16 protein-coding genes are annotated in these 17046 nt (G+C 69.1%); 5 read left to right on the forward strand and 11 right to left on the reverse strand.

All coding sequences use genetic code 11. The features are described 5' to 3' along the window. Positions 1–51 precede the first annotated feature (51 nt). Positions 52–939 carry a branched-chain amino acid ABC transporter permease gene (locus WG923_RS01445; protein ID WP_340349129.1) on the forward strand — a complete coding sequence of 296 codons (888 nt, stop codon included), beginning with the start codon at positions 52–54 and terminating at the stop codon, positions 937–939. Between the two features lie 76 nt (positions 940–1015). Beyond that, positions 1016–1957 carry a branched-chain amino acid ABC transporter permease gene (locus WG923_RS01450; RefSeq protein WP_340349330.1) on the forward strand — a complete coding sequence of 314 codons (942 nt, stop codon included), beginning with the start codon at positions 1016–1018 and terminating at the stop codon, positions 1955–1957. A 129-nt stretch (positions 1958–2086) separates the two neighbouring features. On the opposite strand, the gene WG923_RS01455 is transcribed toward WG923_RS01450, so the two are convergent. Beyond that, complete coding sequence (locus tag WG923_RS01455) at positions 2087–3535, reverse strand: MBL fold metallo-hydrolase (protein WP_340349130.1); 1449 nt, start codon at positions 3533–3535, stop codon at positions 2087–2089. Positions 3536–3666: 131 nt separating this feature from the next. Here WG923_RS01455 and WG923_RS01460 point away from each other — a divergent pair, with 131 nt between their 5' ends. Beyond that, positions 3667–4440, forward strand: coding sequence for an SDR family oxidoreductase (locus WG923_RS01460; protein ID WP_340349131.1), 774 nt, complete (start codon positions 3667–3669; stop codon positions 4438–4440). Positions 4441–4595: 155 nt separating this feature from the next. Here the strand turns inward: WG923_RS01460 and WG923_RS01465 are convergent, their stop codons facing one another. The 7 genes from WG923_RS01465 to WG923_RS01495 form a co-directional block, all read right to left on the reverse strand. After that, the gene (locus tag WG923_RS01465; protein WP_340349132.1) at positions 4596–5492 is read right to left on the reverse strand and encodes a carbohydrate kinase family protein; all 897 of its coding nucleotides are present in this window, start codon (positions 5490–5492) and stop codon (positions 4596–4598) included. 20 nt (positions 5493–5512) lie between these two features. Then, positions 5513–6562 (reverse strand): DUF3426 domain-containing protein, encoded by a 1050-nt coding sequence (locus WG923_RS01470; protein ID WP_340349133.1) that lies wholly within the window; start codon positions 6560–6562, stop codon positions 5513–5515. Between the two features lie 19 nt (positions 6563–6581). Then, the gene (gene prmA / locus WG923_RS01475; RefSeq protein WP_340349134.1) at positions 6582–7463 is read right to left on the reverse strand and encodes a 50S ribosomal protein L11 methyltransferase; all 882 of its coding nucleotides are present in this window, start codon (positions 7461–7463) and stop codon (positions 6582–6584) included. 8 nt (positions 7464–7471) lie between these two features. Further along, on the reverse strand, positions 7472–8821 hold the full coding sequence (gene accC, locus WG923_RS01480) for an acetyl-CoA carboxylase biotin carboxylase subunit (protein WP_340349135.1): 1350 nt from the start codon (positions 8819–8821) through the stop codon (positions 7472–7474). A gap of 3 nt (positions 8822–8824) precedes the next feature. Then, on the reverse strand, positions 8825–9295 hold the full coding sequence (gene accB, locus WG923_RS01485) for an acetyl-CoA carboxylase biotin carboxyl carrier protein (protein WP_340349136.1): 471 nt from the start codon (positions 9293–9295) through the stop codon (positions 8825–8827). 148 nt (positions 9296–9443) lie between these two features. Beyond that, entirely contained in the window at positions 9444–10052 is a 609-nt protein-coding gene (locus tag WG923_RS01490; protein WP_340349137.1) for a TlpA family protein disulfide reductase, read from the reverse strand. Continuing rightward, complete coding sequence (locus WG923_RS01495; protein ID WP_340349138.1) at positions 10045–10641, reverse strand: hypothetical protein; 597 nt, start codon at positions 10639–10641, stop codon at positions 10045–10047. Before WG923_RS01495 ends, WG923_RS01490 begins: the two co-directional genes overlap by 8 nt. 80 nt (positions 10642–10721) lie before the next feature. Between WG923_RS01495 and WG923_RS01500 the strand changes: the two genes are divergently transcribed. Continuing rightward, a complete protein-coding gene (locus WG923_RS01500) occupies positions 10722–12350 on the forward strand; it encodes a long-chain fatty acid--CoA ligase (protein WP_340349139.1) in 1629 nt (542 codons plus the stop codon). A gap of 191 nt (positions 12351–12541) precedes the next feature. Then, a complete protein-coding gene (gene mpl / locus WG923_RS01505) occupies positions 12542–13927 on the forward strand; it encodes a UDP-N-acetylmuramate:L-alanyl-gamma-D-glutamyl-meso-diaminopimelate ligase (protein WP_340349140.1) in 1386 nt (461 codons plus the stop codon). Positions 13928–13942: 15 nt separating this feature from the next. Here mpl and WG923_RS01510 read toward each other — a convergent pair whose 3' ends face one another. The 3 genes from WG923_RS01510 to WG923_RS01520 all read right to left on the reverse strand — a co-directional run bounded on the left by WG923_RS01510 (position 13943) and on the right by WG923_RS01520 (position 17002). Further along, entirely contained in the window at positions 13943–14971 is a 1029-nt protein-coding gene (locus WG923_RS01510; RefSeq protein WP_340349141.1) for a hypothetical protein, read from the reverse strand. A 72-nt stretch (positions 14972–15043) separates the two neighbouring features. Beyond that, the gene (locus tag WG923_RS01515; protein WP_340349142.1) at positions 15044–16171 is read right to left on the reverse strand and encodes a 3-deoxy-7-phosphoheptulonate synthase; all 1128 of its coding nucleotides are present in this window, start codon (positions 16169–16171) and stop codon (positions 15044–15046) included. Between the two features lie 252 nt (positions 16172–16423). Then, positions 16424–17002 (reverse strand): hypothetical protein, encoded by a 579-nt coding sequence (locus tag WG923_RS01520; RefSeq protein WP_340349143.1) that lies wholly within the window; start codon positions 17000–17002, stop codon positions 16424–16426. Positions 17003–17046 lie beyond the last annotated feature (44 nt).

The raw sequence follows: 17046 nt of genomic DNA on the forward strand, positions 1-17046 counted from the left end.
AACTGATGTGACCCGCCGGCCCCGCGAGGGGCCGGCCTCTCTCCTGCCCCCATGACCGAAATCTTTGGCATCCCGCTGCAGGCCTTCCTGGGCCAGCTGATGCTCGGCCTCGTGAACGGCGCGTTCTACGCCATGCTGAGCCTCGGGCTCGCCGTCATCTTCGGCCTGCTCGACATCGTCAATTTCGCCCACGGCGCCCTGTACATGCTGGGCGCGTTCGCCGCGTGGATCATGCTGGACAAATGGGGCGTGAACTACTGGGCCGCGCTCGCGCTCGCGCCCCTGCTGGTCGGTGCGCTCGGCGTGCTGATCGAACGCTTCTTCCTCAAGAGGCTGTACGGGCTCGACCCGCTCTACGGCCTCCTGCTCACCTTCGGGCTGTCGCTGATCCTGGAAGGGATCTTCCGCGACCAGTACGGCGTCTCGGGCCAGTCGTATCCGGTGCCGGAACTGCTGGCCGGCTCCACCAACCTCGGCTTCATGGTGCTGCCCAACTACCGCGCCTGGGTGGTGTTCGCCTCCATCACGGTGTGCCTCGGCACCTGGTACCTGATCGAGCGCACGCGGCTGGGGGCCTACCTGCGCGCCGGCACCGAGAACGCCAAGCTGGTGCAGGCCTTCGGCGTCAACGTGCCGCTGATGGTCACGCTCACCTACGGCGCCGGCGTCGCGCTGGCGGCGCTGGCCGGGGTGCTCGCCGCGCCGGTGGTGCAGGTGCGGCCCGTGATGGGATCGAGCCTGATCATCGTGGTGTTCGCGGTGGTGGTGATCGGCGGCATGGGCTCCATCCTGGGCTCCGTCATCACCGGCCTGCTGCTCGGCATCGTCGAGGGCTTCACCCGCGTGTTCTATCCCGAAGCCTCCAACGTCGTCGTGTTCGTCATCATGGTGATCGTCCTCATGGTGCGCCCCGCCGGCCTGTTCGGAAAGGAAGCCTGACATGAACACGACTTCCGCCGTCGTCGCCGAGGTCCCGGCGCAGCCGGTCGATCCGGCGACCGCCGTGCACGCGCGCATGAACCCCGCGGTGCGCGTCACGTACCTGGTGCTGCTCGCGCTGCTGATCGCGGCGCCGCTGATCGGCCTGTACCCGGTGTTCGTGATGAAGGCGCTGTGCTTCGCCCTGTTCGCCTGCGCGTTCAACCTGCTGCTCGGATTCACCGGTCTGCTGTCCTTCGGGCACGCGGCCTTCTTCGGCTTCAGCGCCTACGTCACGGGCTGGATCGTGAAGACGCAGGCGTGGACGCCACTGCTCGGCATCCTGGGGGGCACCGCCGTCGCCGCCCTGCTCGGGCTCGTGTTCGGACTCGTCGCGATCCGCCGTCAGGGCATCTACTTCGCCATGATCACGCTGGCGCTGGCGCAGATGGTGTTCTTCGTCTGCCTGCAGGCGCCGTTCACCGGCGGCGAGGACGGCCTGCAGGCGGTGCCGCGCGGCGCGCTCTTCGGCGTGCTGCCGCTGGCCAACGACACGGTCATGTACTACGTGGTGCTGACGATCTTCGTCGCCTGCTTCCTCGCCATCCTGCGCATCGTCACCTCGCCCTTCGGGCAGGTGCTCAAGATGATCCGCGAGAACGAGCCGCGGGCGATCTCGCTGGGCTACGAGGTGGACCGTTACAAGCTGCTGGCGTTCGTGCTCTCGGCCGCGCTGTCGGGCCTGGCCGGCTCGCTCAAGTGCCTGGTGATGGGCCTGGCCTCGCTGACCGACGTGGACTGGACGATGTCCGGCGAGGTGATCCTCATGAGCCTGCTGGGCGGCGTGGGGACCTTCCTGGGGCCCGTGATCGGCGCCGGCCTGGTGATCTCGCTGCAGGACACGCTGGCCGACAAGGTGGGCGCCTGGGTGACGGTGATCATCGGCGCCATCTTCGTGGTCTGCGTGCTGGCGTTCCGCCGGGGCATCGTGGGCGAGGTGCTGGCCTTGCGCGAGCGGCGCAAGGCGAAGCAAGGCTGAAAACCGGACAGCCGGACGCAGAGGGCGCAAAGGGTACGCAGAGGACGCAAAAGGGACAAAGAAAACTTTGAAGGTTTCTTTTGCGTCCTCTGCGTACCCTTCGCGTCCTCTGCGTCCGGCTGTCCGCCTTCAGCTTCGCCCGATCGCCGTGCGCAGTTCCGTATAGGGCACGACCCGGCCGTGCAGCGGCAGGATGCGCTCCGGGTTCCAGCCCTGGCGCTCCACGTTGTCCGCCAGGTTCACGTTGTTCGCGTTCGGCGGCGAGGGCGGCGGCGTGTTGGGCGCGCCCGGGGTGAAGGCGTCGGCTTCGACCAGCAGGCGTTCGCGCGGCAGCCACGCCATCATGAAGCCCTGTGCGTGCACGCTGCCTTCGATGAAGCGGACTTCCACCGTGCGCGTGCCGTCGCTGAAGGTGCGCGAGCCGTTCACGCCCGTGAGCGTCGGGCGGCGGCCGGACTGCTGCAGCACGTCCGGGCGGATCGCGTTGGGCGTGGCGAACGCCCGCTCGTACCACGGACGCGCCTGCTCGCTCACGACCAGCGTCGCGCCGTTGCCGGCCGCCGTGCGCAGGCCGCCCGCGTGGTCGAAGTGGTGGTGCGAGTTGACGACATAGCGGATCGGCTTGTTGGGCACCAGCCGGCGCGCCTCGGCCAGCACCGCCTGCGCGCGGCCGTCGTACAGCGGGCTTTCGATCAGCATCAGGTGGTCGGCGAACTCCACCAGCACGCTGTGGTGCGATCCGCCGGCGAGGTACCACACGCCCGGGGCGACCTGCTGCGAATCCACCTTCTCGCTGAACGCGCTCACCAGCGGCGGCACCGGCATGTCGAGCGCCGGATTGGCCTGCACCTCGGTCACCGTCAGGTCGTACACCGGATGGCCGCCCTGGGTCTGCTGGATGCGCGCCGGAAACTTCACGCCGCCCCAGTCGCGCCAGCCCGAATACACCGTGCTGACCGGCGTGTCGCCCGTCACCGGGTGCGGCATCACCGAGTCGACGCGCTGCACCAGGCCGTCCGCGCCCACATAGGCCGTGGCGCGGTAGCGGCCCGGCTCGGTGAACGAGACGACGTTCAGGCCGCCCTCGGAACGCACCGTCGCGTTGTTGCGCAGCGCCGCCTTGATCACGCCGTGCGGCGTGGTCCACAGGTCGTGGATGCGGCCATCGAGCGCCACCGGCGCTGGCTGCGGCGCCGGGCCCACCATGTTCCAGGCCTGGGTGCCGCGCACCCAGGCGGACACGCGCTGCTCGCCGGTGCCCATCAGCGGCAGCGCGCCGCCGCCCGTGGGCTCGGCGCGCGTGCGCACCGAGTCCTCGCGCATCGCGGCGTTGTCGTAGTCGATCCAGCGCGCGAAGGTGGGAACGTTGATGCGCGGCCACGGCTGGCCGGGCAGGAAGGCCTGGCCGAAGGTGCCACCGGTGCCGTTGGCGGCGAAGCGCAGCGTCTTGAGTTGCGTGCCGCCCATGGCCGCATCGGCCTGGCGCAGCACGGCCTGGGGGTCGGCCACGGGCGTCGCGCAGCCCGCGACGCCGAGAGCCGCGAGGGCGGCGAGGGAAACCAGGGCACGTCGTTGCATGTGTTCTCCTTGCCAGCGTCCGTCGATGCGCGCGCGACGGTGCGACGCGCTGGGGGTGGGGTTGTCATTCAGGTGATTGGAGGCCTGCGCGCGCCTGCATTAGGCTGCGGCACCACGAAAGGAGTTCCCGGATGAAAGACCTGTTTTCCCTGCAAGGCCGCGTGGCGCTCGTCACCGGCGGCTCGCGCGGCATCGGCCGCATGATCGCCACCGGCTTCCTGCACCAGGGCGTGAAGGTCTACATCAGCGCGCGCAAGGCCGCGGCCTGCGATGCCACGGCCGAGGAGCTGTCGAAGATAGGGACCTGCCTTTCCCTTCCCGCGGACGTCTCCACCGTCGAAGGCGCGCGTGCCCTCGCCGCGCAGGTGATGGACCGCGAACCGGCGCTGGACATCCTCGTCAACAATGCCGGCGCGGCCTGGGGGGAGTCCTTCGACACCTTCCCGGAAAGCGGGTGGGACAAGGTGGTCGACCTGAACATGAAGGCGCCCTTCTTCCTCACGCAGGCGCTGCACGGCCACCTGCGCAAGGCGGCCAGCGCGCAGCGGCCGGCGAAGGTGATCAACATCGCTTCCATCGACGGCATCTCGGTGAACATGTGGGAGACCTACTCGTACAGCGCCAGCAAGGCCGGGCTGATCCACCTGACCAAGCGCATGGCGCTGCGCCTGGCGCAGGACCACATCGTGGTCAGCGGCATCGCGCCGGGGCCCTTCGCCTCCGACATGAACAAGCAGGCACGCGACCACGCCGACGAAGTGGCGCACCGGGTGCCCGTGGGCCGCATCGGCGAACCCGAAGACATGGCCGGCGCCGCGATCTTCCTGGCCTCGCGGGCGGGAGATTTCGTCTGCGGCGAAACGATCGTGGTGGACGGAGGGGTGACGTTCGCGCGGGGGTCTTGAAGGGGAAAAACCGAAATACCGGACGCAGAGGACGCGAAGGGTACGCAGAGGACGCAAAAAGAAAAAGGAAAACCTTGAAGGTTTTCTTTTGCGTCCTCTGCGTACCCTTTGCGCCCTCTGCGTCCGGCTGTCCGCTTTTCGAAGTCCTCAGACCATCAGCGCTTCAGCCCATCGAGCGTGTAGTTCTGCGGCCCCCGGCTCGCGATCTTGATCGCGCCGATCTTGTTGCCCAGTTGGGCGCAGCGCGTGAGCGTCCAGCCCTGCTCCAGGCCGTACAGCAGCGCGCCGCGCCAGGCATCGCCGCAGCCCGTCGGGTCGACGATGGCGGCCGGCTGCTCCGGCGCCACCAGCGTGACCTCGCCGTTGACCCACACCTCGCAGCCGTCCCCGCCCAGCGTGACCACCAGGCCGCGCACGCGGCGCGAGATCTCGGCGCTGCTCCAGCCCGTGCGCTCCGACAGCATCTTGCCCTCGTAGTCGTTGACGGTGACCCAGGTCGCCTGCTCGATGAAGTTCGCCAGCTCCCAGCCGTCGAACATCGGCAGGCCCTGCCCCGGATCGAACACGAAGGGGATGCCGGCCTGCTGGAACTGCTCGGCGTGCTGCAGCATCGCGTCGCGCCCGTCGGGCGAGATCATGCCCAGCCGGATGTCCTGCCGCGCCCGCAGCTTCATGCCGTGCGCCTGCATCATCGCGCCGGGATGGAAGGCGGTGATCTGGTTGTTGTCCTGGTCGGTCATGATCATCGCCTGCGCGGTGTACGTGTCGTCCACGCGCAGCACGAACTCGGTGCTGATCCCCAGCTTGTCGAAGCGCTGCAGGTAGTCGCCGCCGTCGCTGCCGATCGCCCCCAGCGGCAGCGGCTCGCCGCCCAGCAGCTTGAGCGCATACGCGATGTTGCCCGCGCAGCCGCCGAAGTCGCGCCGCAGCGAGGGCACGAGGAAGGACACGTTGAGGATGTGCAGCTGGTCCGGCAGGATCTGCTCGGCGAAGCGGCCCTCGAAATTCATGATGTTGTCGAAGGCGAGGGATCCGCAGATGACGGCGGCCATGGTGGTCTTTCGGTGGTGAGTCAGGGATAGAAGGCGAGCAGGCGGTAGCCGGCGACGCGCGCGGAACTGGAGCCGCCGACCACGACGCCCACGGCGCCCGACCACTCCGAGGCCGGCGCGATCGCGTCGCCCGGCGCGCCGAGCTCGGAGGGCAGGAGCACGCGCCGCGCGATCGGCTGGTCCTGTGCGTCGGTGATGGTCAGCTCCATCGCCGGTACCGCGACCTGCACCCGCGCCGTGTTGCGCACGCTGAAGGCGAGCCGGTAGGTGTCGTTGCGCACGCGCGTGAAGCCCGAACTCTCGATGACGATGGACTCGATCTGGCGCGGCGCGCCCAGGGAGCAGTGCAGCAGCTCGCACATGCGCACGAGCACGGGCCGCAGCTCCGGCTGGGTGAGGGCCAGCCGGTCGCGGTCCTGCCAGCCGACCTGCAGCGCCAGCAGCGCCGCCAGCGCCAGGCCGAAGAGGAGCAGCAGCGTACGCACCAGCGGGCGGCGCCAGAATGCGCGGCGCCGCGCCTGCCGCACGAAGGAGACGTTGTGCAGTTCCTCGGCCGCCGCGTCGTCGTGCGACTCGGGCCATTGCGTATCGGCCGGCGCCGGCGGCAGCACCGAGGAATCCTCGCGCTCCAGCAGGTCCGAGCGGCGGAAGACGAAGGGGCCGTCCAGCGGCGAAGGCTCGAGCTCGCTGTCGGGGCCGAAGGCGCTCTCGTCCTTCGACAGCGGCGCGGCCGCGGGCTCGCTGCCCGGAAGCGGCCCGTAGAGGGACGCCGGGCGCGTCGTCAGTTCGACCGGCATCGTGGCCGGTGCAGACGTCGGGAACTCCGCCGCCTCCGGAGCGGCTTCTTCGGGGCGCACGGCCAGGAAGGGCGGAACCTCCTGCTCGCGGGGGCGGGGGGCGGCCTCCGCCGTGCGCAGCTGCTCCAGCACCGATTCGTCCACCATGTGGGCGGCGGCGTCGAAGACCTCGCTGCAGTGGCCGCAGCGCACCCACCCTTCGGAGATCTTCAGCTGGTCCGGCACGACGCGGAACATCGTCCCGCAGGCGGGGCAGCTGGTGATCAGGCTCATGAGCCCGCGATTGTAGAGACTAGAGTCGCGCGGTCATGAGGATCCAGCCATCCTCTTCGTCGCTCACCTCGAGCCGGCAGTAGGTCGCGTACGCCTCCTTCAGCTCCTGCGCCTGGCGCGAGAGGATGCCGGCCAGCACCAGCGCGCCGCCGGGCGCCACGTGCGCCGTGAGCAGCGGCGCCAGCACCTTCAGCGGCGTGGCGAGGATGTTGGCGAGCACCGTGTCGTAGCGCCCATGGGCCTGGTCCGGCAGTCCGGCCGCCAGTTGCACGCCGTTGGCCTGCGCATTGGCTTGCGTGGAACGCACGGCCGCCTCGTCGATGTCGACCGCGTCCACGCTGGCCGCGCCATGCCTGGCGGCCCCGATGGCCAGGATGCCGGAGCCGCAGCCGTAATCGAGCACGCGCTGGCCTTGCGGCGGGTGCTGCGCAATCCAGCGCAGGCACATGCGGGTGGTGGGATGCGTGCCGGTGCCGAAGGCCAGCCCCGGATCGAGCCGGATCACCTTGCGCGCGCCGGCCGGCGGCTCGTGCCAGCTCGGCACGATCCAGAAGGTGGGCGTGATCTCCACCGGTTCGAACTGCGATTGCGTCAGGCGCACCCAGTCCTGTTCCGGCACCGCCTGGATGCCGACCAGCCTGCAGCCGGCGAAGAAGTCCTGCGGCGCGAGCAGCTGCGCGGCCTCGCGCGCCTGCGTCTCGCCGGGGAACAGCGCGATCACCAGCGAGCGCTGCCAGCCCTCCTTGGGCGGCGGCATGCCGGGCTCGCCGAACAGTGCCTGCTCCGCGGGCGTCTGCGCATCGGCATCCTCCACTGACACGCTCAGGGCGTCGAGCGCCTCGAGCGCGTCGCTCACGGGCTCGACGCGCTCTTCGGGGACGAGCAGGCGCAGTTCGAACATCGGCGACCCTATCTCTTGTGGTGAGACAGCCACTCTTCGAGGTAGTGGATGTTCGTTCCGCCCGCCATGAACTTCGCATCCACCAGCAGCTCGCGGTGCAGCGGGATGTTGGTCTTGATGCCTTCCACCACCGTCTCGCCCAGCGCGCTGCGCATGCGCGCCAGCGCCATGTCGCGGGTGTCGGCGTGCACGATGATCTTGCCGATCATCGAGTCGTAGTTGGACGGCACGAAGTAGTTGTTGTAAACGTGCGAGTCCACGCGCACGCCCGGGCCGCCGGGCGGATGCCACAGCGTGATGCGCCCCGGCGAGGGCATGAAGTTGTACGGGTCCTCGGCGTTCACGCGGCACTCGATGGCGTGGCCGCGCAGCACGATGTCGCGCTGCGTGAAGGGCAGCTTCTCGCCGGCCGCCACCAGGATCTGCGTCTTGACGATGTCGATGCCGGTGATCAGCTCCGTCACCGGGTGCTCCACCTGCACCCGCGTGTTCATCTCGATGAAATAGAACTCGCCGTCCTCGTACAGGAACTCGAAGGTGCCGGCGCCGCGGTAGCCGATCTTCTTGCAGGCCGCGGCGCAGCGCTCGCCGATCTTCTCGATCAGCTTGCGCGGGATGCCCGGGGCCGGCGCTTCCTCCATCACCTTCTGGTGGCGCCGCTGCATGGAGCAGTCGCGCTCGCCCAGGTAGACGGCGTTCTTGTACTTGTCGGCCAGCACCTGGATCTCGACGTGGCGCGGGTTCTGGAGGAACTTCTCCATGTAGACGGCGCCGTTGCCGAAGGCGGCCAGCGCCTCGGCCTTCGTCATCTGCACCGCGTTCACCAGCGCCGCCTCGGTGTGCACGACGCGCATGCCGCGCCCGCCGCCGCCGCCCGCGGCCTTGATGATCACGGGGTAGCCCACCGCCTTGGCCATGCGGCGCACCTCCGCCGGGTTGTCCGGCAGCTCGCCCTCGGAGCCGGGCACGCAGGGCACGCCGGCCTTGAGCATGGCCTGCTTGGCCGACACCTTGTCGCCCATCAGGCGGATCGATTCCGGCGTCGGGCCGATGAACTGGAAGCCGCTCTTTTCCACCCGCTCGGCGAAGTCCGCGTTCTCGGACAGGAAGCCGTAGCCGGGGTGGATCGCCTCGGCATCCGTCACTTCGGCCGCCGAGATGATGGCCGGCATGTTCAGGTAGCTCTGGTTCGAAGGGGGCGGGCCGATGCAGACGGCCTCTTCGGCGAGCTTGACGTACTTGGCTTCGCGGTCGGCCTCGGAATAGACCATGACGGCCTTCACCCCGAGTTCGCGGCAGGCCCGCTGGATGCGAAGCGCGATTTCACCGCGGTTCGCAACAAGGATCTTTTTAAACATTTTTTATTCGATGACGAACAGCGGCTGGCCGTATTCGACCGCCTGCCCGTTCTCGCACAGGATCTCGATGATGGTCCCGGACTTGTCGGCCTCGATCTCGTTGAGGATCTTCATGGCCTCGATGATGCAGATCGTGTCGCCCTCCTTGACCTGGCTGCCCACCTCCACGAAGGACTTCGCCCCGGGGGCCGAAGCACGGTAGAAGGTGCCCACCATCGGCGACTTCACGATGTGGCCCTTGGGCACTTCGGGTACGGCGGCCGGCGCGGCCGCGGCGGGGGCGAGCGCCGGTGTCGGTGCAGCGACATTCGACTGCATCGGCATCTGCATCTGCATCGGCATGTGGGTGCCCTGCACCATCGCGGGCCCTCCCTTGACGATGCGCACCTTGCCCTCGGCTTCGGTGATCTCCAGTTCGGACACGTTCGATTCCGACACCAGGTCGATCAGCGTCTTGAGTTTGCGCAAGTCCATGGGGAGGTCTCCTGCCTCGTTGTGAGAGGACGCGAATTTACAGCAAAACTCGCCTACTTCCCTCTTTTGGCGCCAACTGGCCGCTATTTCTTTTGATGCAGCAAGTGGCGGAGACGTCCCCGGCGCGCCCCGGAGGGCGGCTGGGCGCTCAGGCCAGGCCGGACCAGGCCTGCAGGTCGGCTTCGGTGAGGCGGCCCATTCTACGCTGGCGCACCTTGCCGTCCTTGTCGAACAGCACCGAGAAGGGCAGGCCCCCCGCCATGTTGCCCAGCGCCTTGGTCAGCTCGGTGCCGCCGAAACCGGCCAGGCCGATCGGATAGCTGACCGCCGTCTTCTCGAGGAACTTGCGCACCGAGGATGGCTGGTCGATCGCCAAACCGACCATTTGCCAGCCTTTTGCCGCGTGTTGCCGGTAGAAGGCATCGAGCATCGGCATCTCCTCGACACAGGGGGCGCACCACGTGGCCCAGAAGTTCAGCAGCAGCGGCTTGCCCTTGAAGGAGGCCATCGCGATCTTCGGGCCCTGCGGCGTCTCGAATTCCTGCGCCCAGAATTCCTGCGCGCCAGCCTGGTCGACCTCGCCGCCGGCACTCGCGGCGCCGCCGGCTCCTGCGCCCGGCCCCGTCGCCGTCGCAGGCGCGGACGGCCTGCTGCGCATCCAGGCGTAGCCGGCCCCGGCCAGGACGGCTGCCACCCCGACGCCCGCCATCAGCGCCCCGCGGCGCGAGGCCGCGCCCGTCTTGCTCGAATCATCCATGTTCCGATTCCTCCACCAATGCGCGCACCGCCGCCAGGTCCCCGCGCGGCGTGCGTCCCTTCGAATCCGGCTTCAGCGCCCCGCGCAGGTCGTCGTGGTCGTAGACCAGGAGGTGGACCCCTACGGCCTCGCCGAGTTCGCGGCTCATGCTGCTGATGCTGAGCGCCTCCACCGATTCTCCATGGAAGCCGGTCACCGTGCGCGGCGTGTAGTCCACCTGGTGCTCGATCAGCGCGATTTCAGCGGATTTCGGATCGTCGCAGAACAGCTGCACGTAGATGTCCGACAGGCGGGTGGCGGTGCCGTGCCAGACCGCGCCGCCCAGGTAGGGACGGAACTGGGCCAGCCGCTCCATCCAGGTGAGGGCCAGGCGGCGCAGGGCCGCGAGTTCGGCCGGCTGCGTGTCGGCGCAGAAGATCGCGATGTACTCGCGCACGGCGTCTTCCAGGGTGTCGTTGTCCGGCAGTCCGGCGCGGGCGTTCAGCCCCAGCAGCTTGACGGCGCGGCGCTTGGCCGGCCCGTATTCCAGGCCCTCCTCCACCACCAGCCGGGCGGCGGCGGCGGCGATTTCCGACTGCAGCGTGTCCATCGGGTCCATTCTGCATGGACGCCGCCAGCCCCGCACCGTACATTGGCCTGGCCCTTCCGGGGCCGCCAAGGAGACCAGGCATGCAGAGCACGATGATGGCGACGCCGCTGTCGCTCAACCACCTGCTGGAACGCGCGGGCCACCTGTTCCACCGCAACGAGATCGTCTCGCGCCTGCCGGACAAGTCCCTGGCGCGCCACAGCTACGGCGAGTTCTTCCGGCGCACGCGCTCGCTGGCCGCCGCGCTGCAGCAGCTCGGGCTGAAGAAGGGCGACCGCGTCGCCACGCTGTGCTGGAACCACCATGCGCACCTGGAGTGCTACTTCGGCATCCCCGCCGCCGGCGGCGTGATGCACACGCTGAACCTGCGCCTCGCGCCCGACGAGATCGGCTGGATCGCGGGCGACGCGCAGGACCGCTTCCTGGTCGTCGACGACGTGCTGCTGCCCCTATACCGGCAGATCGCCGGGCTGCACAGGTTCGAGAAGGTGATCGTGTTCCCCTTCTCCGGCGCCGACGTCGCGCCGGAATTCGAGAACTACGAGCAGCTGCTGGCCGGCGCCGACCCGGAGCACTTCACCTACGCGGAGCACGGCGAGGACGACCCGGTGGCCATGTGCTACACCTCGGGCACCACGGGCCGCCCCAAGGGCGTGGCCTACTCGCACCGCTCCACCATCCTGCACACGCTGGTCGCGAGCCTGGGCGACTTCTGGGGCCTGCGCGGCACGGACGTCGTGCTGCCCGTCACCCCCATGTTCCACGCCAACAGCTGGGGCATGCCGTACGGCGCGGTGATGATGGGCGTGAAGCTGGTGTTCCCCGGCCCGCACCTGCACCCGGACGACCTCCTGGACCTGATGCAGGTCGAGCCGCCGACGCTGTCGCTGGGCGTGCCGACCATCTGGCTGTCGCTGATCCAGGCCTTCGACGCCGCGGAGAAGCCGGACTCGCCCCATCACGGCCGCTGGAAGCTGCCGCGCGGCATGCGCTCGCTGGTGGGCGGCGCCGCGGTGCCCGAAGCCCTGATCCGCGCCTTCGACCGGCACGGCATCTGGATCGAGCAGGGCTGGGGCATGACCGAGACCTCGCCGGTGTGCACGATCTCCTATCCGCGGGCGGAACTGCAGGGCGCGAGCGAGGACGAGAAGTACCGGCGGGCCGCGATGGCGGGCGTGCCGGTACCGCTGGTGGACCTGCGGGTGATCGGCGACGCCGGCGAGCAGCCCTGGGACGGCAAGAGCGTGGGCGAGATCCAGGTGCGCGGCCCCTTCATCACCGGCAGCTACCACCAGGTGGCGCAGGACCCGGGCAAGTTCACCGCCGACGGCTGGCTGCGCACCGGCGACGTGGCGAGCGTGGACGAACTCGGTTTCGTGCGCATCACCGACCGCACGAAGGACCTGATCAAGTCCGGCGGCGAGTGGATCAGTTCGGTGGACCTGGAGAACGCCCTCATGGCCCACCCCGCCGTGGCCGAAGCCGCGGTGATCGCGATCCCGCACGAGAAATGGGGCGAGCGCCCGCTGGCCTGCGTGGTGCTGAAGAAGGGCGCCGACGCGCATCCCGGCGAGCTGAACGAGCACCTGCAGCAGCGCAGCTTCGCCAGGTGGCAACTGCCCGAACGCTACGAATTCATCGAAGCCGTCCCGCGCACGTCGACCGGCAAGTTCTGGAAGCTCAAGCTGCGGCAGGTGTTTCCCAAATAGGCCGGGAGAAAGCGGACTTCCGGACGCAGAGGACGCGAAGGGTACGCAGAGGACGCAAAAGGAATCCATCCAGAATGGACCCGGTATTTTTTGCGCCCTCTGCGTATCTTTTGCGTCCTCTGCGTCCGGCTGTTCGGTTTTCGGCGGCGCCGTTACGGCCGCCTTACGCCCCGCCCCGATAATCGCCGGCCATGCATATTCACATCCTCGGCATCTGCGGCACCTTCATGGGCGGGCTCGCGGCCCTGGCCCGCGAGGCCGGACACAAGGTGACCGGGTGCGACGCGGGCGTGTATCCGCCCATGAGCGACCAGCTGCGCGCCCTCGGCATAGACCTCATCGAAGGCTTCGGCACCGAGCAGCTCGCCCTCAAGCCCGACGTCTGGGTCGTCGGCAACGTGGTCTCGCGCGCCCGCACCCCCGACGGCACGCCGCGCTTCCCCCTGATGGAAGCCATCCTGGACCAGGGCCTGCGCTACACCAGCGGCCCGCAGTGGCTCGCCGAGCACGTGCTCCAGGGCCGCCACGTGCTGGCCGTCGCCGGCACCCACGGCAAGACCACCACCACCACCATGCTCGCCTGGATCCTGGAGCACGCGGGCCTGCAGCCCGGCTTCCTGGTCGGCGGGGTGCCCCTGAATTTCGGCGTGTCGGCGCGCCTGGGCAACATGGCCCGGCCCAACACCGCCTTCGTGATCGAGGCCGACGAATACGACACGGCCTTCTTCGACAAGCGCAGCAAGTTCGTCCACTACCGCCCGCGCACCGCGATCCTGAACAACCTCGAGTACGACCACGCGGACATCTTCGACGACCTCGCGGCCATCGAGCGCCAGTTCCACCACCTCGTGCGCACGATCCCCTCGACCGGGCGCATCGTGGTCAACGGGCTGGAGGAAAGCCTGCAGCGCGTGCTGCACCAGGGCTGCTGGAGCGAGGTGCGCACCTTCGGCGCCGCGGTGAGCGACTTCCGCGCCGAGGGCGAGCCGACCCGCTTCGACGTGCTGGAACAGGGCCACCGGGTCGCGCAGGTGCACTGGGACGTGGCCGGCGTGCACAACCAGCTCAATGCGCTGGCCGCCATCGCCGCCGCGCAGCACGTGGGCGTCACGCCCGCCGTCGCGGCCACGGCGCTGCGCGAATTCCGCAACGTCAAGCGGCGCATGGAAGTGAGCGGGATCGCCAACGGCGTGACCGTCTACGACGACTTCGCCCACCACCCGACGGCGATCCGCACGACGATCGACGGCCTGCGCCGCCAGGTCGGCGCGCAGCGCATCCTGGCCGTGTTCGAGCCGCGCAGCAACACGATGAAGCTGGGGATGATGAAGGCGCAGCTGCCCTGGAGCCTGGAGCAGGCGGACCTGTCCTTCTGCCATGCCGGCGGCCTGGGCTGGGATCCGGTGGAGGTGCTCCGGCCCATGGGCGACAAGGCGCGGGTCGCGCAGACGATCCCCGAGCTGGTCGACCAGGTGACGACGGCGGCGCGCCCGGGCGACCACATCCTGTGCATGAGCAACGGCGGCTTCGGCGGCATCCACGCCAGGCTGCTCGAAGCGCTGCAGCGCGCGGCCTGAGGGCGCGCCTTTCGACTAGTCGCGCGTGAGCGGCAGCGGCGCGGTGAGGTCCTGCCGCGGCCGCGCCGGCGGCTCGGAATGCCGCGGGCCCGTGTCCATCACCGATTCGAAGATGCTCTGCTGCGACGCCGTCGCATCCCGCCCGTGCACGGCGAGGGTGGCCGCGGCGCTCGCCCGGCGCGAGTTCGAGGTGATCGAGCCGACCACGTACAGGGCCGAGAGATAGCGCGCCAGCGCCACGTCCGCGAGGCCGGTGGACTGCTGCAGGGCCTCGAAGGTCATCCCCGGCTGGGCGACCAGTTCGCGCATCAGCAGCAGGTGCGCGTCGCGCATCTGGCGTTGCGCCAGGCGCGGCGGCCGGCGGAAGAACAGCGGCTTGGTGCGGTAGTGCGGAGGCAGCAGGTCGCGCTGCGTGCGCTGCGCGTACTGCCACATCAGCTGGGAGACGCTCGCCCGCGGCCAGTTCAGCGGGATCATCACGGCGCCGTATTCGCGCACGCACCAGGTGGCGCCCTCGAAGTGCGACGGCAGGGCGGACGGATCGACCGCCGCCCCGAGCTTGAGGTCCACCACGGCGAGCAGGTCGCCCTCGCGCAGCACCTCCCAGGAGCCCGCGCCCAGCGTGGGCTGGTTGTCGGCGATGCTGGCGGCGAGGCAGAACTGCGCGAGCGTCGCGTGCATGAAGCCCGCGAACTGGTGCAGCGCCTGCACCGCGGAGTGGGCCTCCTCCAGGGTGAAAGTCATCGCCGGCTTGAAGTCCGGCGCCGCCAGCGGCAGCGAGAAGGCCACGGGCCGGTCCACGTCCGCCAGCGCGATCTGCACCGACCGGCCCGAGGGCACCGCCGGCTGCACGCGCAGGTGCTTGTTGGGCATGAGCATGGTGCGCCGGCCCTCCAGCCACCATGCGTCGGCCTCCGCGAAGGGCGCGAGTTCCCAGGTCGAGCGCGGCGTGGCCGCCGCCTTCGCCGCGTCCGCCGCCACCTTCTGCTGCGCTTCGCTGAAACCCGCCAGCCCCAGCCGTAGGGCCGGCACCTCGATCGTCATGTGTTCCTCCTCGCCCTCTCAGGGCCGAGTCGAAACAAATATACACAGCAGGTTACAGGATGTAAACCAGCATCAGCCCCGATTCCGTCGCTGGTGCACGGATTTGGCAAGAACATCGAGCACTTCGGTGGATTCCCCCCAGCCGATGCAGGCATCAGTAATACTTTTACCGTACTCCAAGGCCTTGGGATCGTCCTTGCCGGGGGTGAACTTCTGCGCCCCGCCGGTCAGGTGGCTTTCCACCATCAGGCCGAAGATGTTGCGCGAGCCGGCCGCGATTTGTCCAGCGATGTCCTTGGCCACGACGATCTGGCGTTCGTGCTGCTTGCTGCTGTTGGCATGGCTGCAGTCCACCATCAGCACCGGCGGCAGCTTGGCCGCTTCCAGTTCCCGGCAGGCGGCGGTGACGCTGGCGGCGTCGTAATTGGGCGCCTTGCCGCCGCGCAGGATCACGTGGCAGTCGCGGTTGCCGTTGGTCTGCACGATCGCGACCTGGCCGTTCTTGTGCACCGACAGGAAGTGGTGCCCGCGCGCCGCGGCCTGGATCGCGTCGGTGGCGATCTTGATGTTGCCGTCGGTGCCGTTCTTGAAGCCGATCGGCGCCGACAGGCCGGAGGCCAGCTCGCGGTGCACCTGGCTCTCGGTGGTGCGCGCGCCGATGGCCCCCCACGAAATGAGGTCGCCGATGTACTGCGGCGAGATCACGTCGAGGAATTCGCTGCCGGCGGGCAGTCCCAGCCGGTTGATCTCGATCAGGAGCTGGCGGGCGATGCGCAGGCCCTCGTCGATGCGGAAGCTCTCGTCCAGGTAGGGGTCGTTGATCAGGCCCTTCCAGCCCACCGTGGTGCGCGGCTTCTCGAAGTACACGCGCATCACGATCTCCAGCGAGTCGCGGTACTTGTCGCGCGCCTCCTTGAGCTTGCGTGCGTAGTCGAGCGCCGCGCCGGGGTCGTGGATCGAGCACGGGCCGATCACCACCAGCAGCCGGTCGTCCTGCCCCGCCATGATGTTGTGGATGGCGCGCCGCGTGCCGCTCACCAGGCTCTCCACGGCCGTGCCGCGGATCGGGAAGAAGCGGATCAGGTGTTCGGGAGGAGGCAGCACGGTGATGTCCTTGATGCGCTGGTCGTCGGTCTGGCTGGTTCGGTCGACGGGGTGCGCGTGCCAGGCATCGGCGGCGGTGGCTTTGGGCGGGTTCATGGCGGCTGTTCTCGCTGGTGGGGTGGTTCGCGGGCCCAAGAAAAAACCGCCGGGGTTGCCGGCGGTCTTTCGAGGTTCGTTGCGTGTGTCGCGGGTACGCTCAGATCTCTCTTCCGCCGGGGGCGCTGGAGAACCAGAAGTAGCCGAAAAAGAAGCCGCGAACGGGACGCATGGCGGCAATTTAACACACGCCCCGGGGCGCCTGTCCAGCACGGCCGTCGGCGCGTTGCGCGCCAGCGTCGCCGGCCGCCGCTAGCGCCGCAGCTTGTGCCACCACTGCAGCACGCGCGCGACCTGCGGCGCCGGCAGCTCGCCCAGCTCCGAGCGCTGCTCGTCGGGGTCCTCGCGCGTCAGCCACTGCTCGTACATGTCGACCAGCAGCATGCCCTCGCCCATGGTGCGCCAGGCGGCCAGCTCGAAGTCTTCCGCGGTGAGGCCCAGCTCGTCGTCCCAGGGCGCCGAATGCAGCAGCCACTGACCGATCAGCACGCGGAAGTTGTTCAGCGTCTGCAGGTAGGCGGCGTATTCGTAGAGGCCGCGCCAGTCCAGCCCGAGGTTCACCACGAAGGCGCGGTGTTCGCGCAGCACCGTGAGCATGTCCATCAGCAGCGGGCTCGCGTCGTCGCGATGGCGGCTCGCGCGCAGGCCCGCCACCACGGTCTCCGCCTGTTGCGCCAACTGCGCCATGCTCTCGGAGAAGAGCCGGCTGTCCTCGTCGGCGATCGCTCCGCGCAGGAAGTTGCTCAGCCCGTCGAACGTGTTGATGCTCGGCAGGTTGGTGAACGGGTCGATCGAGAGCCGCTGGGTGGTGGAATGGGGACGCGAAGGCATGGGCTGGCCGCCAGTATGGCCACGGCCGGGCTGGACGGGCGTTG

Origin of the sequence: Ramlibacter sp. AN1133 (assembly GCF_037890035.1) — a bacterium.
In the GTDB taxonomy this organism is placed as follows: domain Bacteria; phylum Pseudomonadota; class Gammaproteobacteria; order Burkholderiales; family Burkholderiaceae_C; genus Ramlibacter.